Annotated in this window: 22 protein-coding genes; 9 read left to right on the forward strand and 13 right to left on the reverse strand. The window is 60.4% G+C overall.

What is annotated here, in order from left to right; translation table 11 throughout:
• Positions 1-28: 28 nt before the first annotated feature.
• The 10 genes from LRK71_RS10600 to pcaF form a co-directional block, all read right to left on the reverse strand.
• A complete protein-coding gene (locus tag LRK71_RS10600; RefSeq protein ID WP_232403272.1) occupies positions 29-592 on the reverse strand; it encodes a NifU family protein in 564 nt (187 codons plus the stop codon).
• A 170-nt stretch (positions 593-762) separates the two neighbouring features.
• The gene (locus tag LRK71_RS10605; protein WP_232403273.1) at positions 763-1,218 is read right to left on the reverse strand and encodes a universal stress protein; all 456 of its coding nucleotides are present in this window, start codon (positions 1,216-1,218) and stop codon (positions 763-765) included.
• Positions 1,219-1,307: 89 nt separating this feature from the next.
• Complete coding sequence (locus LRK71_RS10610) at positions 1,308-2,171, reverse strand: branched-chain amino acid aminotransferase (RefSeq protein WP_232403274.1); 864 nt, start codon at positions 2,169-2,171, stop codon at positions 1,308-1,310.
• Between the two features lie 139 nt (positions 2,172-2,310).
• A complete protein-coding gene (locus LRK71_RS10615) occupies positions 2,311-3,075 on the reverse strand; it encodes a Phenylacetic acid catabolic protein (RefSeq protein WP_232403275.1) in 765 nt (254 codons plus the stop codon).
• Positions 3,076-3,100: 25 nt separating this feature from the next.
• Entirely contained in the window at positions 3,101-4,174 is a 1,074-nt protein-coding gene (gene paaE / locus LRK71_RS10620) for a 1,2-phenylacetyl-CoA epoxidase subunit PaaE (RefSeq protein WP_232403277.1), read from the reverse strand.
• 10 nt (positions 4,175-4,184) lie between these two features.
• Positions 4,185-4,658: a 1,2-phenylacetyl-CoA epoxidase subunit PaaD gene (paaD, locus tag LRK71_RS10625; protein WP_232403278.1), complete on the reverse strand. Its 474-nt coding sequence runs from the start codon at positions 4,656-4,658 to the stop codon at positions 4,185-4,187.
• Between the two features lie 139 nt (positions 4,659-4,797).
• A complete protein-coding gene (gene paaC / locus LRK71_RS10630) occupies positions 4,798-5,571 on the reverse strand; it encodes a 1,2-phenylacetyl-CoA epoxidase subunit PaaC (protein WP_232403281.1) in 774 nt (257 codons plus the stop codon).
• A complete protein-coding gene (paaB, locus tag LRK71_RS10635; RefSeq protein ID WP_232403285.1) occupies positions 5,571-5,855 on the reverse strand; it encodes a 1,2-phenylacetyl-CoA epoxidase subunit PaaB in 285 nt (94 codons plus the stop codon). Before paaB ends, paaC begins: the two co-directional genes overlap by 1 nt.
• Positions 5,856-5,908: 53 nt before the next feature.
• Entirely contained in the window at positions 5,909-6,886 is a 978-nt protein-coding gene (gene paaA / locus LRK71_RS10640; protein WP_232403286.1) for a 1,2-phenylacetyl-CoA epoxidase subunit PaaA, read from the reverse strand.
• A 30-nt stretch (positions 6,887-6,916) separates the two neighbouring features.
• A complete protein-coding gene (pcaF, locus tag LRK71_RS10645) occupies positions 6,917-8,119 on the reverse strand; it encodes a 3-oxoadipyl-CoA thiolase (RefSeq protein WP_232403287.1) in 1,203 nt (400 codons plus the stop codon).
• 258 nt (positions 8,120-8,377) lie between these two features.
• Between pcaF and LRK71_RS10650 the strand changes: the two genes are divergently transcribed.
• The 5 genes from LRK71_RS10650 to LRK71_RS10670 all read left to right on the forward strand — a co-directional run bounded on the left by LRK71_RS10650 (position 8,378) and on the right by LRK71_RS10670 (position 16,481).
• Positions 8,378-10,195, forward strand: a complete 1,818-nt coding sequence (locus LRK71_RS10650; RefSeq protein WP_232403288.1) for an acyclic terpene utilization AtuA family protein — start codon at positions 8,378-8,380, stop codon at positions 10,193-10,195.
• Positions 10,196-10,277: 82 nt separating this feature from the next.
• Positions 10,278-11,894, forward strand: coding sequence for an acyl-CoA carboxylase subunit beta (locus tag LRK71_RS10655; RefSeq protein ID WP_232403289.1), 1,617 nt, complete (start codon positions 10,278-10,280; stop codon positions 11,892-11,894).
• Between the two features lie 13 nt (positions 11,895-11,907).
• Positions 11,908-13,905, forward strand: a complete 1,998-nt coding sequence (locus tag LRK71_RS10660; protein ID WP_232403290.1) for an acetyl/propionyl/methylcrotonyl-CoA carboxylase subunit alpha — start codon at positions 11,908-11,910, stop codon at positions 13,903-13,905.
• Positions 13,906-14,057: 152 nt separating this feature from the next.
• On the forward strand, positions 14,058-15,716 hold the full coding sequence (locus LRK71_RS10665; RefSeq protein WP_232403291.1) for a sulfatase-like hydrolase/transferase: 1,659 nt from the start codon (positions 14,058-14,060) through the stop codon (positions 15,714-15,716).
• A gap of 114 nt (positions 15,717-15,830) precedes the next feature.
• Positions 15,831-16,481: a GntR family transcriptional regulator gene (locus tag LRK71_RS10670; protein ID WP_232403292.1), complete on the forward strand. Its 651-nt coding sequence runs from the start codon at positions 15,831-15,833 to the stop codon at positions 16,479-16,481.
• A gap of 123 nt (positions 16,482-16,604) precedes the next feature.
• On the opposite strand, the gene LRK71_RS10675 is transcribed toward LRK71_RS10670, so the two are convergent.
• Positions 16,605-17,309, reverse strand: a complete 705-nt coding sequence (locus tag LRK71_RS10675; RefSeq protein ID WP_232403294.1) for a type 1 glutamine amidotransferase — start codon at positions 17,307-17,309, stop codon at positions 16,605-16,607.
• Positions 17,310-17,388: 79 nt separating this feature from the next.
• On the opposite strand from LRK71_RS10675, the gene LRK71_RS10680 reads away from it, so the two are divergent.
• Entirely contained in the window at positions 17,389-18,678 is a 1,290-nt protein-coding gene (locus tag LRK71_RS10680; protein WP_232403306.1) for a cytochrome P450, read from the forward strand.
• A 142-nt stretch (positions 18,679-18,820) separates the two neighbouring features.
• Positions 18,821-20,110 carry a type I glutamate--ammonia ligase gene (locus LRK71_RS10685; RefSeq protein ID WP_232403308.1) on the forward strand — a complete coding sequence of 430 codons (1,290 nt, stop codon included), beginning with the start codon at positions 18,821-18,823 and terminating at the stop codon, positions 20,108-20,110.
• A gap of 459 nt (positions 20,111-20,569) precedes the next feature.
• On the opposite strand, the gene LRK71_RS10690 is transcribed toward LRK71_RS10685, so the two are convergent.
• The gene (locus tag LRK71_RS10690; RefSeq protein WP_232403310.1) at positions 20,570-21,925 is read right to left on the reverse strand and encodes an aspartate aminotransferase family protein; all 1,356 of its coding nucleotides are present in this window, start codon (positions 21,923-21,925) and stop codon (positions 20,570-20,572) included.
• A 61-nt stretch (positions 21,926-21,986) separates the two neighbouring features.
• Positions 21,987-22,766, reverse strand: a complete 780-nt coding sequence (locus LRK71_RS10695; protein ID WP_232403311.1) for an IclR family transcriptional regulator — start codon at positions 22,764-22,766, stop codon at positions 21,987-21,989.
• Between the two features lie 173 nt (positions 22,767-22,939).
• Between LRK71_RS10695 and LRK71_RS10700 the strand changes: the two genes are divergently transcribed.
• Together LRK71_RS10700 and LRK71_RS10705 are read left to right on the forward strand one after the other, a co-directional pair.
• Positions 22,940-23,884 carry a tripartite tricarboxylate transporter substrate binding protein gene (locus LRK71_RS10700; RefSeq protein WP_232403313.1) on the forward strand — a complete coding sequence of 315 codons (945 nt, stop codon included), beginning with the start codon at positions 22,940-22,942 and terminating at the stop codon, positions 23,882-23,884.
• Positions 23,885-23,953: 69 nt separating this feature from the next.
• Positions 23,954-24,484: a tripartite tricarboxylate transporter TctB family protein gene (locus LRK71_RS10705; RefSeq protein ID WP_232403315.1), complete on the forward strand. Its 531-nt coding sequence runs from the start codon at positions 23,954-23,956 to the stop codon at positions 24,482-24,484.
• The last annotated feature ends 2 nt before the right edge of the window (positions 24,485-24,486 follow it).

The raw sequence follows: 24,486 nt of genomic DNA on the forward strand, positions 1-24,486 counted from the left end.
CCCGATCTCCTGATCAGGCGGCGACAGGTCAAACGGCGACAGGGCGCACTTCAGTGACTTCGGGAATATAGTGGCGCAGCAGGTTTTCGATGCCCATTTTTAGCGTCAAGGTTGAGGAGGGGCAGCCCGCACAGGCCCCCTGCATATGCAGGTAGACAACACCGCGATCAAAGCCGTGGAAGGTGATATCCCCCCCATCCTGGGCCACGGCAGGGCGCACGCGGCTGTCCAGCAGCTCTTTGATCTGGTCGACGATTTCGCCGTTCTCACCGCTGTGTTCTGCATGGCCAGAGGCCTGTTCGCCGCCCGCATCCACAATGGGCTGGCCGGATTGATAGTGCTCCATGATGGCACCCAGGATGGCGGGTTTGATATGGTCCCATTCCACAGTATCCGCTTTGGTTACCGTGACAAAATCATTGCCAAAGAATACGCCGTTCACACCAGAGACCGCAAAGATGCGCGTCGCCAGAGGCGAACTGCCGGCGGTATCGGCGCTGGGGAAATCAGCGGTGCCTGCGTCCAGAACGGTCTGACCCGGCAGGAATTTCAGCGTCGCCGGATTGGGCGTGGATTCGGTCTGAATAAACATTGGGGCCTCCAAGAATTGTCTGAGCGATATGCGCCCCGAGGGGCATCAAGTCAAGGTTTAGAATTATTCTAAGTTTGTGAGCGGCACCTGGCAAGTGCTTTTTGCTACCAGTACGCCCACCAGCATATCCCGGCCTGCCCATGCCAACTGCTCTGCAGTGGTTGCGGCGCTTAGGTGATGGCGTCCAGGCGGTCTTTCGACAGATCGCCAGGCACGATGGTGATTGGCACCTGCAGGCTGCCCGAAGATTTGCTGAGCTGGGTCACCAGCGGGCCGGGGCCTTTGCGATCGTTTCCCGCGCCGAGAACCAGCACGCCAATTTCGGTATCGGTTTCGATCTGAGCCATGATTTCAGGCACGGCCTCGCCTTCGCGTATGACCAGTTCGGGGTCCACGCCCTGCCGATCCCGCATCCATTTGGCGAAAACTTCAAAATGGGCGTGGATGCGTTCTCGCGCCTCTTCACGCATGACCTCTCCGACGCCAATCCAATGATTGAACTCATCCGGGGGGATGACCGACAGGATGGCGACACCCCCGCCGGTCTTTGCTGCGCGCATGGCGGCAAAGCGCATGGCATTCAGACATTCACGGCTGTCATCAAGTACAACAAGGAATTTGCGCATGGTTAGCCTCTGGTTGATCTGGCAGGGATCATGCCGCAATCGGGGCTGCGCAACAATAGCCATGACACAGAAGCCTGTCGCGCCCCCGGTTAGTTTTTGCTGGCGGCCCAGTCCCAGTATAGCGCGCGGGCGCGTTTTGTTACTGGCCCCACCGGATAACTGCGGCTGTCAAAGGCGGTCACAGGGGTTACCTTGCTCATATTACCAGACATGAAGACTTCATCCGCGGTTTCAAAGTCCTGATAGCCAAGCACGGTTTCATGCACGGTGACGCCGTCTGCCCGCAGGTTTGCGATGTGGCGCGCGCGGGTGATCCCGGCCAGGAAAGTGCCATTTGCAATCGGGGTAAAGACCTCGCCATCGCGCACCATAAAGATGTTGGCAGTGGCCGTTTCCGCCACATTGCCCATGGCATCCAGAGCCAGCGCATTGCTGAACCCCTTGTTGCGGGCTTCACGCAGCATCCGGGCGTTATTGGGATATAGACAGCCGGCCTTGGCGTTGACCACGGCGTTTTCCAGCAGCGGGCGGCGGAACTGGGTGCGGGTCAGGGTGGCGCTGGCCTCTGCCGGGGCCATCGGGATTTCTTCCAGGCAGAGCGCAAATTCGGTGCTGTCTGCTGCCGGAGCGATCAGCGTGGCATCGCCATTTGTGGCCCAGTACATCGGGCGAATATAGACCGCCGCGCCGGGGGCAAACCCTTTCAGGCCTTCCAGCGCGATTGCAACCATATCCTTGGTCTGAATGCTGGGGGTCATCATCAGCGCCTCGGCCGAGGCATTGGTCCGGGCGCAGTGCAGATCCAGATCCGGGGTCATTCCCTCAAAAAAGCGCGCCCCGTCAAACACGGAGGAGCCCAGCCACATGGCGTGATCCGCCGCCTTGAGCACCGCCAGATCGCCGTCATGCCAGCTTCCCTGAAAATAGGTGCGAATGGTTTTGCTTATGGCCATGGTCTTCCCCCCGTCAGTGTGTGCTGCAAAACTATGCATTACAAGGTCAGAGAGCCAGACCTTTTTTTCGTCCCGCCTGCCCCTGGGTCTGCCCCGTCACGGGGGCCATCAAGGGGCAGGGGGCAAAGCTATGGCACCACTATGCGGCAGGCGGTGTAAGCCCCAGCTGTGTCACCAGGGCGCTGGCCTCTGCCTGCCAGCGGGTCCTGAGCACCTCATTGGGGGTGCGGCGCAGGCCAAGGGCTTGCAGGCCCTCAAAGGCGGCAGAGTCTTCGGTGCCAAAACTGGCGGCGACCCGTGGCCACCAATAGTCGATACTGTCTTGCAACCCGGCCGCCCCGTTGGTCTTGATCCGCCAGGCCAGCCCCTTTTCGGCAAGATCGGCATGGTGGGCTTCGACCGGGGCTACGGCGCGAAAGACTTCGGCCAGGGGCTGATAAGAGATCAGCGAAAATTCAGCCAGTTGCAGTGTGACGGCGCGCCCCATCAACAGGTTCATCACTACCGCATCGTCCCAGCCCTGCAGCGGGTAGTTGAAGACCGCCAGCCGCATATCATGATCCGAGCGACGCTGGCCGATATCGGCGCTGCGCGCCAGCCGGGCGGTCCAGGGGTGATGGTCGGCATAGCGTTTGGTATCGGCGCCAAAGGTTCCCATGATGGCCAGTACCCGGTCGGCATTGTCGCTCTTTTCCATCACGATTCTGGCGGCGGCAATACGCGCCTTGATGCCGGGGCCCTGGTTGATCACCTCGGCGAAACCCGCTGCCCCGGCCAGTTCGCTGTCCACGAAGGTTGCCATCAGTTTCAACAGTGCCGCACGGTAGCGCGGCGGCACATTGGCAGGATTGCTCAGCATGCCGCCCTGGGCCAGGTAGCTTTCGATGCTCATGTCTTCGGCCATTGGGTCTCCCTCCCTCTTGAACGCGTTATTGATCGTAATCGACAACAACCCTGTCGGTCACTGGAAAGGCCTGACAGGACAGTACATAGCCCTTTTCGACCTCGTAATCTTCAAGCGCATGGTTGGCGACCATCTCGACCTCGCCTTCGATCACCTTGCAGCGACAGGTAGAACAGACCCCGGCCTTGCAGGCGTAGGGCGCATCCATGGCGTTTTCCAGCGCCGCATCCAGTAGCGTTGTATCCTTGCCCATCTGCACGGTCTGGGTGGCACCATCCAGTGTGATGGCGGCGCTGGTCTGATTGTCGCGGCTGGCTGCGGTGCTGCCGTTTGCCTTGCGCTTGGCCCGGCCCGGCTGGGCGCTGGCGAAGAGTTCGAACTTGATCTGTGCTTCGTCCAGCCCGGCGTCGCGCAGGGCAGCGGCGATGCCCAGCATCATCGGTTCGGGGCCACAAATGAAGGCGGTGTCGACCGATTTGATATCAATCCAGCTTTCAAACAGCTGGGCGCATTTTTCCTGCGTGACCAAGCCGGTGAACAGATCAATGTCCTGAGCGTCGGATTCCAGAATATGGATGACGTTGAACCGCCCCATATACAGGTTTTTCAGATCCTCCAGCTCTTCGCGGAACATGATCGTGTTGACGCCCCGGTTGGCGTAAACCAGCGTGAAAGAGGCGTTTGGCTCGGCTGCCAGTGTGGTTTTCAGGATCGACAGCACCGGAGTGATGCCAGACCCACCAGCAAAGCCAAGATAGTTTTTCTGACTTGCCGCATCCAGCGGGGTAAAGAAACTGCCCATGGGCGGCATGGCTTCGATCTTGTCGCCTGGCTTTAGATCGGTATTGGCCCAGGTCGAAAAGGCACCGCCATCCACCCGTTTGATGCCAACCTGCAGGATGCCGTCGTCTTTGCCTGCACAGATCGAATAGCTGCGCCGGAGTTCTTCGCCGTCAAAATCGCGGCGAAAGGTCAGATACTGGCCTTGGGTGAAGTCAAAGTCCCCTTCGGCGTCTGCGCTGGGTTTCAGCGAGACGACAACCGCATCGCGGATGGTTTTGCGGACATCGGTAACGTCGAGTTGGTGGAAGCGCGCCATGGAGCTCTCCTCAGATGCACTTGAAATAATCAAAGGGTTCAAGACAGTCCTGGCAACGCCAGTGTGCCTTACAGGGGGTAGAGCCGAACTGGCTCACACGGGTGACATTCTTGCTTTGGCAATTGGGGCAGCGTTCAGGGCCGCCCGCCGCCTGGGGGGGCGCAATGCCATAGTCTTCCAGCTTGGCCCGGCCCTTCTTGGACATCCAGTCGGTGGTCCAGGCGGGTGAAATCTGGGTTTTGAGCTGGATCTTGTCGATCCCCCGGTCCCGTAGCGCGGTTTCGATATCGAGGTTGATAATCGCCGTTGCCGGGCAGCCGGAATAGGTGGGCGTGACAGAGACCACAAGGGTGTCATCCTGCCATTCAACGCCGCGAATGATGCCCAGATCGACCAGGCTGATCACCGGGATTTCCGGGTCTGGCACCGTGTCGAGCCATTCCCAGATCTGGTCTGTGCTTGGCTGAGTTGTAGCTTGGCTCATACGATTTACCTCGTTTGAAAATCCCGCCCGGCGGGTTGCCGGGCAACGCCAGGATTTTCCCGTCAAACCAAAGGCGTGCCTCTGGCCAAGCGGGAAGACGCTTGCGCCCCCATGCGGGGGCTGGCACGGCCCTTCTGTTTTACCAGCTGGCACCGGGGTAGGCGCGTTGCAGCCATTGCATCTGGGTTAGCAGATGGCCCAGGTGCTCGGTATGCATGGCACCGGTGCGGCCCCCCTTATGGGCGAACCGGCTGTCGGGAACGGTCAGCGTTGCATCCTCCAGAACCCGTAGGACCAGCGCGTCATAATCGCTGCGCAAAGAGGCTGGATCCGGCGCGATACCCGCGTCGACCATGGCCGCATCGACGGCGTCTGATGTGAACATCTCGCCGACATAGGGCCAGAGATAATCCAGAGCGGCCTGTATGAAGCCATGGCTTTCCTCGGTGCCGTCGCCCAAGCCCACAACCGTATCGGCAGAGCGCTCCAGGTGGTAGGCCACCTCTTTCGAGGTCTTTGCGGCAATGGCAGCAATGCGTGGATCTGAAGATTTCATCAGATGGCCCAGCTGGATCGAATGCCAGGCATCAAACAGGAACTGGCGCATCAGGGTGCGGCCAAAATCCGCGTTTGGAACCTCGACCAGCAGCACATTGCGAAAATCCCAGACATCACGCAAAAACGCCAGATCATCTGCCGATTTTCCTGCGCCCTGCACCTCTCCGGCGAGGCCCAGCCACATCTGGGTCTGACCAATCAGATCCAGTGCGGTATTGGCCAGGGCAATGTCTTCTTCCAGCACTGGCGCATGGCCGCACCATTCGCTGACCCGGTGCCCCAGGATCAGGGTGTTGTCGCCCATGCGCAGCAGGAACTGAAACAGGGCCTCATCTTGTGTAAGCGTGGCGGCCATTACATTGCCCCCACTTCATCTGGGATGTCAAAGAACGTGGGATGGCGGTAGACCTTGCTCTCGGAAGGTTCATACAGCGGACCCTTGTCGCTGGGCGAAGAGGCCGCGATATTATTGGCCTCGACCACCCAGATCGACACGCCTTCATTGCGGCGGGTATAGACATCGCGAGCGTTCTTGATCGCCATTTCCGCATCCGGCGCATGCAGGCTGCCGACGTGACGGTGGCTTAGACCGTGCTGACCACGGATGAAGACTTCCCAGAGGGGCCATTCGTTTTTCATAGCTCAGTTCTCCTGGCTGTGCAGTCCTGCGCGAGGGGCAGGGAAGCGGTTGTTTACTCGGCGGCTACCTTGCGGGCGGCCTTCTTGCGGGCATGCGCCAGCAAGCCATCGCGCACCCACTGGCCGTCTTGCCAGGCCTTGTTGCGCGCTGCGAGCCGGTCGGTGTTGCAGGGGCCATTGCCCTGGATCACATCAAAGAATTCGTCCCAATCGGGATCGGAATAGTCATAGTGACCGCGCTCTTCGTTCCATGTGATGCCTGCGTCTGGCAGGTCGAGCCCCAGGAATTCGATCTGCGGCACTGTCTGGTCGACAAATTTCTGGCGCAGCTCGTCATTGGTGTTCATCTTGATCTTCCAGGCCATCGACTGGGTCGAGTGCACGGAATCGGCATCTGACGGTCCAAACATCATCAGTGCCGGGAACCACAGCCGGTTGAGCGCGTCCTGTGCCATTTTCTTTTGCGCGGGCGTGCCGTTGGCCATCTTGCGGATGGCATCAAAGCCCTGGCGCGCATGGAAGCTCTCTTCTTTGCAGACCCGGATCATGGCGCGCGAATAGGGACCAAAGGAGGTCCGCTGCAGCGGCACCTGGTTCAAAATGGCCGCGCCATCCACCAGCCAGCCTACTGCGCCCATATCGGCCCAGTTCAGCGTCGGGTAGTTGAAGATGGACGAATATTTCATCCGCCCATCCAGCAGCATCTCGGTCAGCTCATCGCGGGAGACCCCCAGCGTTTCAGCTGCGCAATAGAGGTAGAGGCCGTGGCCAGCCTCGTCCTGCACCTTGGCCAGCAGGATCGCCTTGCGTTCCAGTGTCGGCGCGCGGGTGATCCAGTTGCCTTCGGGCAACTGGCCGACAATTTCCGAATGGGCGTGCTGACCGATCTGGCGGATCAGGGTTTTGCGATAGCCCGCGGGCATCCAGTCCTTGGGCTCGATCTTTTCTCCGGCATCAATGCGGGCCTGAAAGGCGGCCAGTTTTTCCGGATCATCCGTTGAGGCTTCGGATTTGACCATCTGTGCATACATGACTTGCTCCTCCCGATTGGGGTTACTGGCTTAGACGCGTTCCAGGATCAGGGCGGTGCCCTGACCGACACCAACGCACATGGTGCAGAGCGCATAGCGCCCGCCGGTGCGTTGCAATTGATAGGCGGCTGTCAGCACCAGACGGGCACCGGACATGCCCAGCGGATGGCCAAGGGCGATGGCGCCACCATTGGGATTAACATGGGGGGCGTCATCGGCAATGCCAAGCTCCCGGAGGGTCGCCAGGCCTTGACTCGCAAAGGCCTCGTTCAATTCTATCACATCCATCTGTTCGATGGTCAGTCCAGTGCGGGCCAGAACCTTGCGGGTGGCGGGCACTGGGCCAATGCCCATGACACGGGGTTCAACCCCGGCGGCGGCCATGCCGACGATGCGGGCCATTGGTGTCAGCCCGTTCTTGGCCGCGGCGGCTTCGTTTGCCATCAGGATGGCGGCAGCACCGTCATTGACGCCCGAGGCATTGCCGGCAGTCACCGTCAGATCAGGGCCATTGACGCCCTTCAGCTTGCTCAGCTTATCCACACCAGTGCCAGGGCGGGGGTGTTCATCGGTGTCGACGATCAGCGCTTCGCCCTTGCGCTGGGGCACAGATACAGGCGTGATCTCATCGCCAAAGACACCTGCGGCATGCGCGGCGGCCCAACGGGCCTGACTGCGGGCGGCAAAGGCATCCTGGTCGGCGCGGCTGATGTCATAATCGGCCGCGACATTGTCGGCCGTTTGCGGCATCGAGTCGGTGCCATGCAGCGCCTGCATTTTCTTGTTCACAAAGCGCCAGCCGATGGTGGTGTCATAAACTGCATTGGCGCGGGTAAAGGCGGACGTGGCCTTGGGCATTACAAAGGGTGCCCGGCTCATGCTTTCGACCCCGCCTGCGATAGCCATATCATAATCGCCTGCGCGGATCCCTCGGGACGCCATGCCAACCGCATCCATGCCAGAGGCACAGAGCCGGTTGATGGTAGTGCCGGGCACATCCACGGGCAGACCTGCCAGCAGGGCGGCCATACGGGCCACATTGCGGTTGCTTTCGCCAGCCTGGTTAGCATCGCCAAAGATCACATCATCAATGCTGGCCCAATCGACCTGCGGATTGCGGGCGGCCAGCGCGGCGATCGGCGCAGCGGCCAAATCATCGGTGCGAACCTGGGATAGGGCGCCGCCGTAGCGGCCAATGGGGGTGCGGGTGGCATCGCAGATGAATGCATCCATGGTGAGCGCGTCTCCTGATCTGTTGGCTGAATAAGCCGACCGTTGGGTCGGTGTTAAGCCTATCGCCGATTCGTGGCAAGTAAAACGTAACACTAAAATGTCATATTTGATAACTCTGTAACATGTCTGAGTTTGTGACTTAACGTCCTGTGCGGATGTTCGGGTTTTTCCTTGCGCGTTGGACGTTGTCTGCACCACGCTAAACAGAACGATCGGTCTGTTCTTGACCGGGGGAGACAGGATAGGGGAGAGGCGCAGATGTCACAGCAATTGCGCATTGGCGGAGCCAGTGGATTCTGGGGCGATGCCAGCCTGGCGACACCGCAATTGCTGGCGGCTGGCGGGCTGAACTTTATCGTTTATGATTACCTGGCCGAGATCACCATGGCGATCTTGGCGCGGGCCCGGTCGCGGGATGCGGCGGCGGGCTATGCCACGGATTTCATCACTTCGGCCATGGTGCCAAACCTGACCGAGATCGCCCGGCAGGGCCTGCGGATCATCTCCAACGCGGGCGGCGTGAACCCAGAGGCCTGCGCGGCAGCGCTGCGGGCCGAGATCAAGGCGCAGGGTCTGGCCCTGCGGGTAGCAGTGATCACCGGCGATGACCTGATGGCGCAGCGCGACGAGATCGCCGCCCGTGCGCCGCAGGATATGTTTTCTGGCGCTCAGATGCCGCCCCGGGGGCAGATTGCTAGCATCAATGCCTATCTGGGGGGCTTTCCCATTGCGCAGGCACTGGACCGTGGGGCCGATATCGTCATCACGGGCCGCTGCGTTGACAGCGCAGTGACGCTGGGCGCGGCGATACATCATTTTGGCTGGGGGCCGCAGGATCTGGATGCCCTGGCAGGCGGTAGCCTGGCGGGCCATATCCTGGAATGCGGCCCCCAGGCCACGGGCGGCAATTTCACCGATTGGCGCGCGGTGGCGCAGGATCTGGATAACATTGGTTATCCGATTGCCGACATGCGCCCCGATGGCAGTTTTGAAGTGACCAAACCTGCAGGCACCGGTGGTCTGGTTTCGCGCGCCACGGTGGGAGAGCAGCTGCTTTATGAGATCGGCGATCCGCAGGCCTATCTCTTGCCGGATGTGGCCTGTGATTTCTCGGATGTGACGCTGACAGAGACCGGTGTCGACCGGGTTCTGGTTCAGGGCGCGCGTGGGCTGGCGGTGCCGGACAGCTACAAGACCTGTCTGACCTGGCACGATGGCTTTCGCACCGGGCATGTTTTCACCTTTTACGGGTTGGAGGCCGAGGAAAAGGCGCGCCACTTTGCCGACACGGTGCTCCGGCGCTGTCGCGCGGCTTTGCGCCGGATGCAAGCGCCGGATTACACCGATGTCAGTGTCGAGTTGCTGGGCGCGGAGAGCCAGTTTGGCGCGATGCGTCAGGCAGGTCCGCAGCGCGAGGTTGTGGCCAAGGTCGCCGTACGCCACCCAGATGCCCGCGCCGTTGCCTTGTTCCTGAAAGAGGCCACCGGCCTGGGCTTGGCGACGCCTCCGGGGCTGAGCGGCTTTGCCGGGGCGCGGCCAAAACCGACGCCGGTGCTGGCACTGTTTTCCTATCTGACGCCCAAGGGTCAGGTCTCTGCGCGGGTGTCGGATGATTTTGGCGCAACCGAATATGTTGCCCAGCCCGGCCCGGCAGCCCCGGCACACCAGGCCCCGCCCCCCCCAGCGGCCCCGCAGGCCGACCAACTGTGCGAGGTGCCGCTGATTGATCTGGCCTGGGCGCGCAGTGGCGACAAGGGCAATATCGCCAATATCGGTGTGCTGGCCCGCGATCCCGTCCTGATGCCCTGGATCTGGGCGGTGCTGACGCCTGCGCATCTGCGGCGGGTTTTTGGCCACTTTTTACAAGAGAGCGACGCGGCAGAGCAGGCCGCGATTGAACGCTTCTACCTGCCGGGATGCTTTGCGATGAACATATTGCTGCATGGGGCGCTGGGCGGTGGCGGGACCTCGTCATTGCGCAATGACCCGCAGGCCAAGGGCTATGCCCAGCTCTTGCTTGCGGCCCCGGTTCTAGTGGATGCTGACCTTCTGGATCGACTGCGAGGGCAGGGTTGATGGCGTTTGATTATCCAGTGGTGCAGCAGGCCCGGCCTGCTGCTCGCCGCTCTGCTCTGGCTTTTGCAATAAGGACCTCCCGATGACGGCGTTTCACAGCAAGATCAAACCCACCAGTGACAGCTTTGCCAGCAACCGCGCCCAGATGCTGGCACTGGTTGACCGGATGCGCGCCCTTGAGGCCCGCGCCGCAGCCAAGTCAGAGGAACGCCGCCCAGTCTTTGACAAACGCGACCAGCTGTCGCCGCGCGAACGCTTGGCGGCTTTGCTGGATCCCGGCATGCCATTTCTTGAGCTGTACAACATGGCCTCGTATCTGGTGGATGACCCGGATCCTGAGACCTCGATCCCCGGAGCCTCTATCATCCTGGGAATAGGCTATGTCTCTGGGGTGCGCTGTCTGGTTTTTGTTGATGATGCGGGCATCAATGCTGGGGCGATGACCGGGAAATCGGTGGACAAGGCGCTGGGTGCTATTGATATCGCGCTGAAGCAAAAGCTGCCTTTTGTGCATCTGGTTGAAAGCGCCGGGGCGGATCTGATGCGCTATACGGTTGAACTCTGGGCGCATGGCGGGGGCATGTTTGCCGGGCTGGCGCGGCTGTCGGCGGCGGGCAATCCGGTTATCACGGTGCTGCACGGAGCCTCAACCGCTGGCGGTGCCTATCAGCCGGGGCTATCGGACTATGTGATCGGGGTTAAAGGCAACGGCATGGCGATGCTGGCGGGGGCGGCACTGGTACAGGCTGCGACGGGTGAAGTGGCCAGTGACGCCGAGCTGGGCGGTGCCGAGATGCATGCCGAGGTCACTGGCCTGGTGGAGTACCTGGCCGAGGATGATGCTCATGGGCTGGAAATTGCCCGCGATGTGGTGGCGGGGCTGGGCTGGCCCCGCAGCAGCGCCCCGGTTGCCGCCTATGACGCGCCGCTGTATCCGCCAGATGAACTTGCCGGGGTGGTGCCGGTGGACTACGCCAAACCCTATGATATGCGCGAACTGGCGGCGCGACTGGTGGATGGCTCTGTGCTGCGTGATTTTAAGCCCGGCTACGGCGCGGCGCTGGTCTGCCTGCAGGCGCATATCATGGGTCAGCCAGTGGGCATTCTGGGCAACAATGGCCCGATTGACCCGGATGGTGCCACCAAGGCGACGCATTTTCTGCAACTGATGGATCAGGCGGGCACACCGGTGATTTTTCTCGGCAATACCACCGGCTATATGGTGGGCAGCGCCTATGAGCGCGCGGGCATGATCAAACATGGTGCCAAGATGATCCAGGCGGTGACCAACCTGCGGGTGCCCAAGATTTCGCTCTATACCGGTGCCAGCTTTGGCGCGGGCAATTACGGTATGTGCGGCCATGCCTTTGGTGCCGATTTCCTGTTCACGTGGCCCAATGCCATGACGGGCGTGATGGGCGGTGCACAGGCAGCGCTGACCATGGAGCAGGTGGCGCGCCGCACCGCCGCGCGCAAAGGTGTCGAGGTGGATGAAGCCCGCCTGGCCAAGCAGCGCGTGGGTATCACCGCCCATTTTGATGGCCAGTCGGATGCGTTTTTCACCTCGGGGCGGATGCTGGATATGGGGATGATCGACCCACGCGACAGCCGGGCGGTCATCGGCTTTTGTTTGGCCACCTGCCAAGAGGCGCGCCACCGTGATCTGAACCCCAATGTCTTTGGCGTTGGGCGGGCCTGAGGGGGGCACAGTTATGACAGATTTCACATCAATCCTGGTGGCCAACCGGGGGGAAATTGCCCTGCGCATCATGCGTACCGCGCGCCAGCTGGGGCTGACCTGTATCGCCATCTATACCGAGGCGGATGCCGATGCCCCACATGTGGCGTTTGCCGATCGGGCGATCTGCATTGGCGCAGGGCCGGTGAGCGATAGCTATCTCGATATGGGCAAAATCTTGCAGGCTGCGCAGGACAGCGGTGCAGAGGCGCTGCATCCCGGCTATGGATTCCTGTCGGAAAATGCCGAGTTTGCCGCCGCCTGCTGTAAGGCGGGGCTGGTCTTTATTGGCCCCAGCACCACTGCGATTGCACTGATGGGCAACAAGGCGGAAGCCAAGCGGCGGATGGTCAAGGCCGCGGTCCCCTGCCTGCCGGGCTATGAGGGGGCGGATCAGTCGTCGGCACATCTGCAGGCGGAGGCGACGGCGATTGGCTATCCGGTGATGATCAAGGCGGCAGCCGGGGGCGGCGGTCGGGGCATGCGTCTGGTGCGAGAGCCCTCAGAGTTTGCTGCGGCGCTGGAACTGGCCAAAAGCGAGGCCCTGTCTGGATTTGGCTCGGATGAGATGATCCTGGAAAAGGCCCTGCTGCGGCCCCGCCATGTGGAGGTGCAGATCTTTGCCGATGCCACCGGCCATACCATCCACCTGGCAGAGAGGGACTGTTCCGTGCAGCGCCGCCACCAGAAGGTGGTCGAAGAGGCCCCCTGTCCGGTGGTGACGCCTGCGCTGCGTGCCAGGATGGGGGCAGCCGCCGTCGCGGCGGCACAGGCCATTGGCTATCTGGGGGCGGGTACGGTTGAATTCTTGCTGGATGACAGCGGCGATTTCTACTTTCTTGAAATGAACACCCGCCTGCAGGTGGAACATCCGGTTACTGAAATGATCACCGGGCTGGATCTGGTGGCGCTACAGATCAGCGTGGCCAGGGGCCATCCTCTGGGCTTGCAGCAAGACGACATTGCCTTGAACGGTCATGCCATTGAGGTGCGGCTCTACGCTGAAGATCCGGCGCAGGGGTTCTTGCCGCAATCCGGGCAGATCCGTGATTGGCAACCGCCGGTGGGGCCGGGGATCCGGGTGGATGCAGGGATCCGCACGGGGCAGGAGGTCAGCGCCTTTTATGATCCGATGCTGGCCAAGGTGATCGCCCATGGTTCCACGCGGGATCAGGCATTGCAGCGGCTGGTGGCCGCCCTGCGCCAGACGGTGCTGTTCGGGCTTGCCTGCAATCGCGATTTCCTGCTTGCGGTGCTGTCGCATGACGCCTTTGTCGATGGCAGGGCGACGACGGGTTTTATTGCGGATCATTTCGACCCGCTGCCGCCAGCACAAAACCCCAGCGCGGATCTGGCGCTGGCGGCGGCGCTCATCTACCAGACCGAACGGGCGCGACAGGCCGAGCTGACCCAGACCCCTGCCGAGCTGATAGGTTGGTCCAGCCAAGGGCACGATCTAGGCGGCTTGCAGACGCAAATGCTGCTAGAGGTGGCCGGGTCTGGCAGCGCCCCTGTGCTGGCTTTGCTGCGCCAAAGCGGTACGGGCATAGAGATCAATCTGGGCGGCACCCGGCATTTTGTGCAGGGCGATACCGGGCACAACGCGCCCCTGCGCGTGGATGGCAATCGGGTTGATTTGCGCGGCTACCAGATGATCGGGCAGGATTTGTTTCTGGCCACCGGGGATCGCCTATTGCAGGTGACGCGGCTGCGCGCGGGCAGGCCGGGCCAAGCTGCGGCAGGCTGCGGGGCGCATCAGGCCCCAATGCCGGGCAATCTGTTCGCGCTGCATGTCGCGGCGGGGGATGTGGTCGTCTTGGGGCAATCCCTAGCGGTGCTGGAGGCAATGAAGATGCAGCATGAAATTCTGGCGGATGTCGCGGGCACCGTGACCCAGATTGCCTGCGCTGTTGGCGAGCAGGTCAAGGCTGGGGATCTCCTGGTCGAAATCCGGCCAGAGATCACCGGCTGAGGATCGGCGAACCGGCAGTAGGTGTCGCAGAGAACTGAGACCACCGCGGGGGCGATTCGGGGGCGGAATGGGGCGCAGATGATTTTCGTTTTGGCCTCGCATTTTTGCTTCACCTGTTCAATAGTTGTGACAAGTGGAAGAGGAGGCCCGCGATGAACATTCTCTACATTATGTTTGACCAGCTGCGGTTTGATTACCTGAGCTGCGCAGGCCATCCGCATCTGCAGACCCCGCATATTGACGCCATGGCGGCCAAGGGGGTGCGCTTTACCCGCGCTTATGTGCAATCGCCCACCTGCGGGTCTTCGCGCATGTCGAGCTATACCGGGCGCTATCCGTCCAGCCATGGGGTGCAGTTCAATTCTTACCCCCTGAAGGTTGGCGAATGGACCATGGGCGACCATCTGCGCAACATTGGCATGAGCTGCAGCCTGATCGGCAAGACCCATATGGTGGCGGATGCCGTGGGAATGGAGCGGCTGGGCCTGGCCCCGGACAGCGTGATCGGGGTACGGCAAAGCGAATGCGGGTTTGATCCCTATGTGCGCGATGACGGGCTCTGGGCAGAGGGGGAGGCGGGATTTTATGACCCAAAGCGCAGCCCCTATAACGAATATCTGAAACAGCGGGGCTATCCCGGCGACAACCCCTGGAATGATTTTGCCAATGCCGGCATCACGCCGGGCGCGGCGGGGGATGAGCTTGCCTCGGGATGGTTCATGGTCAATGCCGACAAGCCGGCAAATATTGCCGAAGAGGACAGCGAAACGCCCTGGCTGACCAGCAAGGCGATAGAGTTCATGGAAGACCAGCGCACCAACGGGACAGGGCCCTGGTGCGCGCATCTGAGCTATATCAAGCCGCATTGGCCCTATATTGTTCCCGCCCCCTATCATGACATGTATGGCCCCGAGGATGTGCTGCCGGCCGTGCGCTCCGAGACCGAGCGCGAGGGGGCGCATCCGGTTTTTGCCGGTATGATGAATAATCCGATCGGCAAAAGCTTTAGCCGCGAAGAGGTGCGCCAGAAGGTGATCCCAGCCTATATGGGGCTGATCAAACAGGCGGATGATCAAATGGGCAGGCTGTTTGCCTATCTGGAAGAAACCGGACGGATGCGTGACACCATGGTGGTGATTACCTCGGATCATGGCGATTATCTGGGCGATCACTGGCTGGGCGAAAAGAACCTGTTCCATGAGCCTTCGATCAAGGTCCCGCTGATTGTCTATGACCCGCGCGCCGCCGCGGATGCGACGCGGGGCAGCACCTGTGACGCCCTGGTCGAAGCCATCGATCTTGCACCAACCTTCCTTGATTTTGCCGGCGGAGCGCCATTGGAGCATATCCTGGAGGGGCATTCGCTGGTGCCCTGGCTGCATGGGGTGCAGCCGGACTGGCGCGATTATGCGGTGGCAGAGTTCGACTATTCCACCATGCCGCTCTGTGCCAAGCTTGGGTTGCAGCCGAAAGATGCACGGCTGTTCATGGTGACCGATGTGCGCTGGAAGTTTATGCATGCCGAAGGCGGGCTGCCGCCGATGTTGTTTGATCTGCAAGAAGACCCGGAAGAACTGGTCGACTTGGGACAAAGTCCGCAGCACGATGATGTCATATCGCTGATGTATGATCGCTTGCGGCACTGGGGGTTGCGAATGTCGCAGCGCACCACCATTTCCGATGATCAGATCAAAGCCGGGCGCGGAAAATCTGCGGCAAAGGGGATCTTGCTTGGGGTTTATGAGGCCGACGAGGTTGCCCCCGAGTTGACCCGGAACATTCGTGGTCCAGTTCCGCATCGCACCGGTTGAAGGCTCCCGATATGACAGGCGCCGTCACGCCCCCGGGGGGCTTTGTTGCCATGGTCGGTGCGGCACCTTAATGTGCGGGCGAATTTGGCAACAGACAAGACAGGATGCTGGGCAGTGGCAGGGCAGACCGAAGGGCTATTGAATGCGATCCTTGAGGATATCGACGCAGGGGCGTTAAATCCTGGGGACCTGCTGGATGAGGCGGGGCTGGCCGCGCGCCATAACGTGTCGCGTACCCCAATTCGCGAAGCCCTGATCCAACTGGAAGCGGCGGGGCTGATCCGGCGTTTGCCGCGCAAGGGGGCGGTGCTGTTCAAGCCGACACTGGAAGAGTTTCTTGCGATCCTTGAAGTGCACGCCAGCCTGGAGGGCCAGGCGGCAGGGCTGGCGGCGCGGCGTATGACCCCCGATCAGGCCCGGGCGCTGGAGCAGGCGGTGCAGGCCTGTGAAGCCCATGCCGACAAAAAGGGCGATGGCGATCCCAATGGCTATTACCAGTTGAACCTGCAGTTTCATGCGGCGGTGGCCATGGGGGCGGGCAATCCGTTTCTGCTGGAGATGATCAAGACCAATGCGCGCAAGCTGATGGCCTATTATCGGGCGCGCTATCAGTATCCGGGGTCGATAGCGCAATCTGCCCGGGAACATCGCGAGATTGCCGAGCTGATATTTGCCCATGACCGCAGTGCGGCGCGGGCCAAGATGACTGAGCATGTGCAGTTTGATCAGGTCACGGTGATGGACCTTTTGGCGGCGCTTGGCTAGGTGGCTGTTACGCAGGCGCGTTGCGCCGTTTCTATGCCTCCGGCGGAGGTATTTAGGGTAAGATGAAATCTGCCGGGGCCGTGGCGCGGGGCTGTGCGCAGCGGGGCTGGTTAAGCGGCCTAGTTAAGCGGCCTGGTCAAAGAACTGAGCCAGGCTTTGTGCGAAGAGCGCTTGATCTGCCTGTTGGCGCAGGCTGTCCTTGGCCCGGGCGTAGGCGGCAGTGCCAAGGCTGTGGCGCATTTCTTCGGTCAGGGCGGTGATGAAGTCATGGCTCATCTCGGGGTGGTGTTGGCTGGTCCAGATGTGGCTGCCTATGCAAAATCCCGCATTCAGCCCTCTGCTTTGTGCGGTTTCAATGGCATCGCCGGGCAGCCGGGCGACGTATTCGCTGTGAGAGCCGTAGAGGGAAAAATCTGCGGGCAGTTCCTGTGTCCAGGAGGGGCGGGTCTGCATATGATTCAGGATCAGCCCATGTACCCAGCCTTCGGGGTTTTGCGCCACCTGGCCACCAAGCGCCAGCGCGATGGCCTGATGGCCAAAGCAGGCACCGAACAGGGGCAGCTTTTGGGCGTGCATGTCCTGTATCAGTGTCAGGAGTGGGTCGATCCAAGGCAGGTCGCTACGGGTTGAGGCGGGGCTGCCTGTGATCATCACGCCATCAAAAGCCTGCAGATCTGTCGGAAAATCGTCGGCATGAATTTGAAAGGCGCTGCAGAGCCAATCGGGGCGCGCCATTTGAATAAGATGAGTGAACTTCTCTTCATCAAGGGGGTGCTTTGCGGCAAAGGTGCTCTTGTCGGTATTCGTGACCAGAATGGCTAAGTGCATGGAATAGCTCATCAGTTTTACATTTACATATTTATGAGCTTCAATAGTATACATAGTAGAGATATTCGGGAAGCCCAATATGACCATCTGGACACCACAGGACGACGGCTATGCTGATCTCAGCAGCCATGACAGTTTTGCCCATGGCGCGCCGCACAACACCTTTGCCCGGCTACGTCGCGACGATCCGATACATTGGACCCAGTACCCCGGCGGGGAAAATTTTTGGTCGGTGACCCGCTATGAGGATATCACCCGGATGAACAAGAATACCGAGGTGTTTTCCTCGGCGCGCGGGATCCGCATGGAGGATCAAAGCTATGAGGAATATCTGGCGCGACGGACCTTCCAGGAAACTGATCCGCCAGAGCATTCGCAGGTGCGCATGAAGCTGATGAAGGCTTTTTCCAAGACCAGTATGGCGCAGTATGAGCAGGAAATTCGCGATATCTGCGCGGAAATTCTGGATCCGGTACTGGAACAGGGGGAGTTTGATGCCACCAAGCAGATTGCCCGGGCCCTGCCGATGCGGATGCTGGGACGGGTGGTTGGCCTGCCCGAGGCGGATTTGCCCTGGTTGGTGGAAAAGGGTGATGCGCTGATTGCCAATACCGATCCGGATTTTACGGCCCATGTAATGGACAAGCTGGATACCGATGAGTTTCGGTTGATGCCTTTCAATTCCCCGGCCGGGGCGGAACTGTATCTTTATGCCAAGCAGTTGATGGCCGACAAAGCCAAAGCGGGCGATACGGCAGGGGTGCTGAACATGATCCTAAAACCGGGCAAGGATGGCTCGATCATTTCCGAGACGGAGTTTCGCAACTTTTTCTGTCTTTTGGTGGCGGCGGGAAATGACACCACGCGCTATTCCATTGCGGCAGGGATCCAGGCGCTGTGTCACCAGCCTGAGCTGTTGGCGCAGATGGAGGCGGGCGGTGCCATCTGGGATACGGCAGCGGATGAGATCATCCGCTGGGCCACCCCGGCGATCTATTTTCGCCGCACCGCAACACGCGATATCGAGGTGCACGACAAGCTGATCCGCGAAGGGGATAAGGTGCTGTATTGGTTTGCTTCGGCCAATCGCGATGATAGCTATTTTGACGATCCTTTTCGGGTCAACCTAATGCGCAGCCCCAACCGGCATCTTTCTTTTGGGCAGTTTGGCCCGCATGTCTGCCTGGGCATGTGGTTGGCGAGGCTGGAGGTGACGGTGCTGTTTCAAGAACTGGCCAAGCGCATCAGCCATATCGAGGCTGCCGGGCCGCATAAGTTTCTGCGATCAAATTTTGTCGGCGGCATAAAAGAGCTGCCGGTACGCGTGACACTGTGCTCGCGCCACTTTTGCCAGGATGCGCGAAAATAGTAGCCCCCGCCTAGCCTTGAATATGTTAAGTAATGCCATGTTTCTGAAACCGGAACAGGTCTCTGTTCCAAGATGAAGACGGACTGCAATAGATCAAACACAGTCGCCTCTGCAGATTGACCAACCTAGAAGGATCAAAGCCATGAAAACCCGCTTGCGTGCGATGTTCTGCGACCACCTTAGCATCATGCGGGGGAAGTATCTGCCAGCGGCCAAGATTGGCGATGATGACACCCGGTTTTGTCGTTCAGTTTTTGGGACACACTATGATCGCGACCTGTTGGATGCGCCGGGGGCGATGGTCAAACAGGGGATGCCAGATATGGAGCTGCGCTGGCAGCATGACGATATTCGCAACAGCTGGCATGCCAATACCAATGTCGTGCTGGGCGATCTGTTTGATGTGGATGGGGTGCCGCTGTCCCTGTGCCCACGCGGGGCGCTGAAGCGGGCTGTTGCGGGCTGGCAGGCGCGCGGCTTGCAGCCCAAGGTGGGGATCGAGCTGGAAGCCTATGCGCTGCAGGCGGATGAGCGCGGCCGCTTGATGCCCTATGACGCGCCGGGTGGCGTGGTCTACGGCACTGGGCCATTTGCCGATCCTTTGCGGTTTAACGACCGGATTTGGGCGATGGCAGATGAGATGGGTTTTTCGCTGGATATGATCACGGCGGAATTTGACTCGCCGCAGTTTGAATACACCTTGACCTTTGATGATGCGGTGAAGGCGGTGGATGATATCGTGCTGTTCCGTCTTATGGCGCGAGAGATCGCGCTGGAATATGGGATCGTCCTGACCTTCATGCCCAAACCAGTGCCCGAGGCCGGCGGGTCTGGTATGCATATCAACTATTCCTTCGTGAACGAGGTGGGCGGCAATGCCCTGTCCTCGGGGTCGCGTGGCGGGCCAGAACATATGAACGATCTGGCGCGGGGCTGCCTGGCGGGTGTTGTGAATCACCATAAAGGGCTGGCGGGGCTGATCGCGCCCACCGCCAACAGCTATATGCGACTGCAGCCGGGGTCTCTGTCGGGCTATTGGCAGAATTGGGGGGGGGATCATCGCAATGTCACCACTCGGATCAGCTCAGAAGGCGGGGCCAAGGCTCGGCTGGAGCATCGCATGGCGGATGCATCCGCCAATCCGTATACGGCGGTTGCTGCAGTGTTGCAGGCCTCTTTGTTGGGGGTGGAGCAGGGCTACGCACTGCCTGCGATGGAGACAGGAGATGGTTTCGATCGGACGGATGCGCGCGAGGGTACGGCGATTGACCTGAAAGGCGCGGTGGCTGATTTGGAACGCGACCATGCTCTGTGCAAAGCGGTGGGGGGCGATCTGATTGCCAACCATGTCTTTATGAAGCGCAAGGAAGCACGCAAGACCCGCGATCTGGAAGGCGACGGGATGCGCGATTTTTATGTGCATTTCGTCTGACATTCTGGCGCTTTTCCGCTTTGTGAAGCGGGAGGTGTTCTGTCCCGAGCTTTGCGGCATCAAGGGTTTGCGGGATTGTAAGCCTTTCGTCACATGGATTGCGGCAAGTTAATCCGGACAGTTCGGGCCGTTTTAACCAGTTGGCGGCCTGAAATCAGTGCGGATACCCAGGGCGAACCGGTGTTCAAGACGGCAAACGATACCGGTTGATCCTGCGACAGCGTCGTTGCTTGCCATATCACGGTGCCGCGCCGCGTGCGCAGCGCTATGAGAGGCAGCGGGCCCAAAGCATATGCTTCGGGCCCGCCATGGTATCTGGTGGCAGCCTCCCTTTGGTCGGCTGCGGTTGTGTCTTGGGCCGGTGCTTGGGCCATTTTCCTGCGCTGTCCTGTGCGGGCAGGCGAGAGGCATTATTTGGTTGGGGTAATTTCCACCTCGCACCAAATTTTCAGTCTTATATCAACTGACTGCGGCAAAACCTATGTCGAGAGCAGCAAGGATGTCGGTGACGTCCTGCGCGCTAAGGATCAGGGGGGGCGACAGGATGATATTGGGGCCAGAGACCCGCACCATGGTACCGTTCTGATAGGTGACCTCTTGCAGCGTGGCGAGGGTCTTTTTGTCGGCTGCCGATTTGGTGTCGCGGTCTGCAACCAGCTCCATTGCGCACATCAGCCCGTGACCACCGCGCACATCGCCGATCAGCGCGTATTTTTGTTGCAGGGCCTGCAGCCCTTGGTGCAGCTCTTGCCCACGGGCGGCGGCGTTTTGTGGCACATTCAGGCGCTGGGTTTCCTGTAGGCAGGAAAGGGCAGCGGCGGCACCCACGGGATGGCCTGAATAGGTATAGCCATGGCCAATGGCGGCGCGGCCTGTTTCGTCCTGTTCAAATACCTCGGCCACCTGATCCGCGATCATCACTGCGCCAAAGGGGAAATAGCCATTGGTGATCGCCTTGGCGGTACACATGAAATCTGGCTGCACCCCCCAGTGGCGCGATCCGCTCCAGGATCCGGTGCGGCCAAAGGCGGTGATCACCTCATCCGCGATCAACAGGATACCATATTTGTCGCAAATTTCACGCACGCCGGGCATGAAGCTTGCATGTGGGGGGATCACCCCGCCGGCGCCCAGGATCGGCTCCATGATGAAGGCGGCGATGGTGCCAGCCCCCTGAAAGGTGATCTCGTCCTCCAGCGCCTGCAGGCAGAGCTGCGCCAGGCGTTCCGGGTCGCTCTCGTTGAAGGGATTGCGGTAGGTATAGGGCGCGGGGATGTGATGGCAACCGGGCAGGAGCGGTTCATACTGGGTGCGGAAGTTGGCATTGCCATTGACCGAGGCCCCGCCCATGTGGGTGCCGTGATAGCCCTTCTTCAGGCTGAGGAATTTGGTTCGTGCAGCCTCGCCACGGATCTTGTGATACTGCCGTGCCAGGCGCAGGGCAGTTTCTACGGAATCAGACCCCCCCGAGGTAAAGAATGCCCGGCTGAGACCATCTGGGGCAAAGAAGGTGCGCAGCTCTTCCGCCAGCTGGATCACCTGATCGTTGCTGGTGCCGCGAAAGGTTGAATAATAGGGCAGCACATCCAGCTGCGCGGCGATGGCATCTTTGACGGGCTGGCAGGAAAATCCGAGGTTGACGTTCCACAGCCCCCCCACTGCGTCAATGACTTCATGGCCATCGATGTCGCGGATCCGCACGCCACTGGCCCCCGTGATGATCGTTGGCGGATTGGCCAGGCTGTCGGCAGGATGCGCCATCGGATGCCAGAGCGATTTTGCATTGTGTTCTTTGAGGAAATTGGAATCGTTCATCTGGTAAACTCCTGATCAGGTCCGGAGAGGACCGGGGTATCTTGAAGGAAAAACGGCAGGGTCACGAGGCTGCGCTCTGGGGGTAATCCGCAGGCGCGCGGCCCCCGATACGATGGGTTAGGGCTGCCCCGGCGCGCCGCAGGGCTGCGCGAATGGTGTCTTGTTGCGCGGCAGTCATGCGGGCAGCGGGGGCGGCCACCGCCAGTGCCCCAATGGCGCGATGGTCGGCACCAAAAATCGGCACCGCATGGGAATGCACTTCCAGCTCAAAGCTGCCCAGCGTATCGGCCAGACCGGTCTGGCGGATCTGTTCCAGCTTGCTGCGGATGAGATCGGGGTCAACCAGCGTTAGGTTTGTGTGACTTTTCAGGGGTTGCGACAGAATGCTGTCGACAAACTGTGGATCGGCATAGGCCAGGATCGCGAGGCCCGAGCTGGTGGCATGATAGGTTACCGTCTGGGCATCCTCCATCGTGACCTTGGTGGCATGGCGCGGCGAATAGGCATGGCTGAGGGTCTGCACCCAGCTGCCATGTCCCAACGACACATGGGTGGTTTCGCCGGTTTCATCGCTCAGCTCGCGCAGGATCCGGCGCGAAACGGACAGGATCGGCGTCGATGCCTCGCGCAGGGCGGCCAGATGCAAAACCTGCGGTCCCAGCCGATAGGCGCGGTCGCCTTCTCCCTGCTCAACGAATCCCGCCGCCTGCAACTCGCCCATCAGGCGATACACCGTTGCCTTGTTCATGTTTGACAGGCGGGTGAGGTCGCTTAACCCGATTTCGGGTCGGTCGGGCGCGAAATAATTCAACAATGACAATGCCTTGGTGACAGTTCCCATGCGCTGATCTGGTCTCCATCTGGGTGAATACAGGGCATTGGTTCGCAAAAACAAACACCCAAGATGTTATTTTGTTGACAGATAAGCGGGTGGACTGTCAATCTAAATTCAAACCGATGGTTCAAATAATGAACCGCACCTGCTGAAACCTCAGCACCAACCGGGAGACTAAAATGCAATTGACCAATCTTGTGAAAGGGGCCGCTGCGGCGGCAGCTCTGGGCATGAGCGCAGTGGCTGCGCAGGCGGAATACCCAGAAAAGCCAGTTAGCTTTATCGTGCCCTGGCCCCCCGGCGATCTGGAGGATGTGCTGACGCGGATGATTGCCGATGATTTTGAGGCCGAATATGGCGTGGCAGCTGCCGTGGTGAACAAGCCCGGCGGCGGCGGTGGGCCGTTCCCCGGCGCAATCGAAGTGGCCAATGCGCCGGCCGATGGGTACACAGTTGGCTCTTTTGTGATCGGCGTGCCGGTAATGGGTCACCAGATCGACATCCCGCCGCTGACGCCGGCCAAGTTTGACCCGCTGGGGATTTTCCTGACCTATCCCTTTGTGGTCGCCACCTCGGCTGATGCGCCATATTCAACGATGGAAGAACTGGCCGCCTACGCCAAGGAAAATGACGTGGCGCTGGGCCATTTTGGCGATGTGCTGACGCCAACCCAGGTGACCAAGGCCTTTGCCAAGAACGCCGGATTCGAGTGGGGATCGGACGCCGCATTTGATGCGCTGGATTGCAATACGCTGGCCTCGGGGGATGCGGATGTCATTAACACGACACTGCAGCTGATCCTGCCCTGTCTGGACCAGATCAAAGTGCTGGTTTCGATCACCGATGAGCGCATTCCGCTGGTTCCCGATGCCCCCGCCATCGGAGAGCTGGATGCAGATCTGAACATCGCCCTGTGGAACGGCTTGTTTGTATCAAAGGATACGCCGCAGGATGTGCGTGAAAAGATCATCGCCGTGGCCGAGAAAACCATGATGAGCGATCGTGCCCAGGCCGTGGCGGAAGAGACCGGTGCCTTGGTCTACTGGCAGGACGCCGACCAAAGCGCCAGCCGCGTGGCCACTGATATTGCCACTATGGCGAAAATCGGCGCTCTGCTTGAGTAGTCAGCCAAATATCTTGCCGGGGCCTGCTGTGGCCCCGGCTTTCTGTTTCTGCGCAAAAAAGATCCCCCAATGACAACGGAACGAGAACGCCGCTTTGTCGGACCCCGACGCGGCCAGCTGATTTTTGCCCTGGTTTTTCTGACCCTTTCAGTGCTGCTCTTGGCGCTGATCGGAGAGCAGACCGCTTGGGTCAAAAAAACCCAGCTTTTTGCCCAGCCCCGGTTCTGGCCTGCGGTCAGCCTTGGTGGCATGGTGCTTCTGGGGGGCTTGCATGTCTACGCCCTGCCATGGCGCCGCACCTCGCGCTATGACCTGTGGGAAGCCAGACTATGGGGGCGCAGCCTGGAATTTGCAGTTTGGTTCATGGGCTACGTGCTATTGGTGCCGCTGGTTGGCTACCTGCCTGTGACCCTGGTCTTTGTGCCGCTGCTGGCGCGCCGCATGGGCTATCGCAGTGGCTGGATGCTGGGCATTTCCGTCGGCTTTGCGGTGGCGGTTGTGGTGGTGTTCAAGGTGGTTCTGGGGGTGAGAATTCCCGGTGCGCTGCTTTATGACTACCTGCCGGCTGGTCTGCGCAGTTTCTTTATTCTGTATCTCTAAGG

The organism is Pseudophaeobacter flagellatus (genome assembly GCF_021228235.1).
GTDB lineage: Bacteria > Pseudomonadota > Alphaproteobacteria > Rhodobacterales > Rhodobacteraceae > Pseudophaeobacter > Pseudophaeobacter flagellatus.

Bases quoted from the DNA above. Each gene is read 5' to 3' on its own strand.
- LRK71_RS10600 (WP_232403272.1), bottom strand. From the start codon at position 592: ATGTTTATTCAGACCGAATCCACGCCCAATCCGGCGACGCTGAAATTC.
- LRK71_RS10605 (WP_232403273.1), bottom strand. From the start codon at position 1,218: ATGCGCAAATTCCTTGTTGTACTTGATGACAGCCGTGAATGTCTGAAT.
- LRK71_RS10610 (WP_232403274.1), bottom strand. From the start codon at position 2,171: ATGGCCATAAGCAAAACCATTCGCACCTATTTTCAGGGAAGCTGGCAT.
- LRK71_RS10615 (WP_232403275.1), bottom strand. From the start codon at position 3,075: ATGGCCGAAGACATGAGCATCGAAAGCTACCTGGCCCAGGGCGGCATG.
- paaE (WP_232403277.1), bottom strand. From the start codon at position 4,174: ATGGCGCGCTTCCACCAACTCGACGTTACCGATGTCCGCAAAACCATC.
- paaD (WP_232403278.1), bottom strand. From the start codon at position 4,658: ATGAGCCAAGCTACAACTCAGCCAAGCACAGACCAGATCTGGGAATGG.
- paaC (WP_232403281.1), bottom strand. From the start codon at position 5,571: ATGGCCGCCACGCTTACACAAGATGAGGCCCTGTTTCAGTTCCTGCTG.
- paaB (WP_232403285.1), bottom strand. From the start codon at position 5,855: ATGAAAAACGAATGGCCCCTCTGGGAAGTCTTCATCCGTGGTCAGCAC.
- paaA (WP_232403286.1), bottom strand. From the start codon at position 6,886: ATGTATGCACAGATGGTCAAATCCGAAGCCTCAACGGATGATCCGGAA.
- pcaF (WP_232403287.1), bottom strand. From the start codon at position 8,119: ATGGATGCATTCATCTGCGATGCCACCCGCACCCCCATTGGCCGCTAC.
- LRK71_RS10650 (WP_232403288.1), top strand. From the start codon at position 8,378: ATGTCACAGCAATTGCGCATTGGCGGAGCCAGTGGATTCTGGGGCGAT.
- LRK71_RS10655 (WP_232403289.1), top strand. From the start codon at position 10,278: ATGACGGCGTTTCACAGCAAGATCAAACCCACCAGTGACAGCTTTGCC.
- LRK71_RS10660 (WP_232403290.1), top strand. From the start codon at position 11,908: ATGACAGATTTCACATCAATCCTGGTGGCCAACCGGGGGGAAATTGCC.
- LRK71_RS10665 (WP_232403291.1), top strand. From the start codon at position 14,058: ATGAACATTCTCTACATTATGTTTGACCAGCTGCGGTTTGATTACCTG.
- LRK71_RS10675 (WP_232403294.1), bottom strand. From the start codon at position 17,309: ATGCACTTAGCCATTCTGGTCACGAATACCGACAAGAGCACCTTTGCC.
- LRK71_RS10680 (WP_232403306.1), top strand. From the start codon at position 17,389: ATGACCATCTGGACACCACAGGACGACGGCTATGCTGATCTCAGCAGC.
- LRK71_RS10685 (WP_232403308.1), top strand. From the start codon at position 18,821: ATGAAAACCCGCTTGCGTGCGATGTTCTGCGACCACCTTAGCATCATG.
- LRK71_RS10690 (WP_232403310.1), bottom strand. From the start codon at position 21,925: ATGAACGATTCCAATTTCCTCAAAGAACACAATGCAAAATCGCTCTGG.
- LRK71_RS10695 (WP_232403311.1), bottom strand. From the start codon at position 22,766: ATGGGAACTGTCACCAAGGCATTGTCATTGTTGAATTATTTCGCGCCC.
- LRK71_RS10700 (WP_232403313.1), top strand. From the start codon at position 22,940: ATGCAATTGACCAATCTTGTGAAAGGGGCCGCTGCGGCGGCAGCTCTG.
- LRK71_RS10705 (WP_232403315.1), top strand. From the start codon at position 23,954: ATGACAACGGAACGAGAACGCCGCTTTGTCGGACCCCGACGCGGCCAG.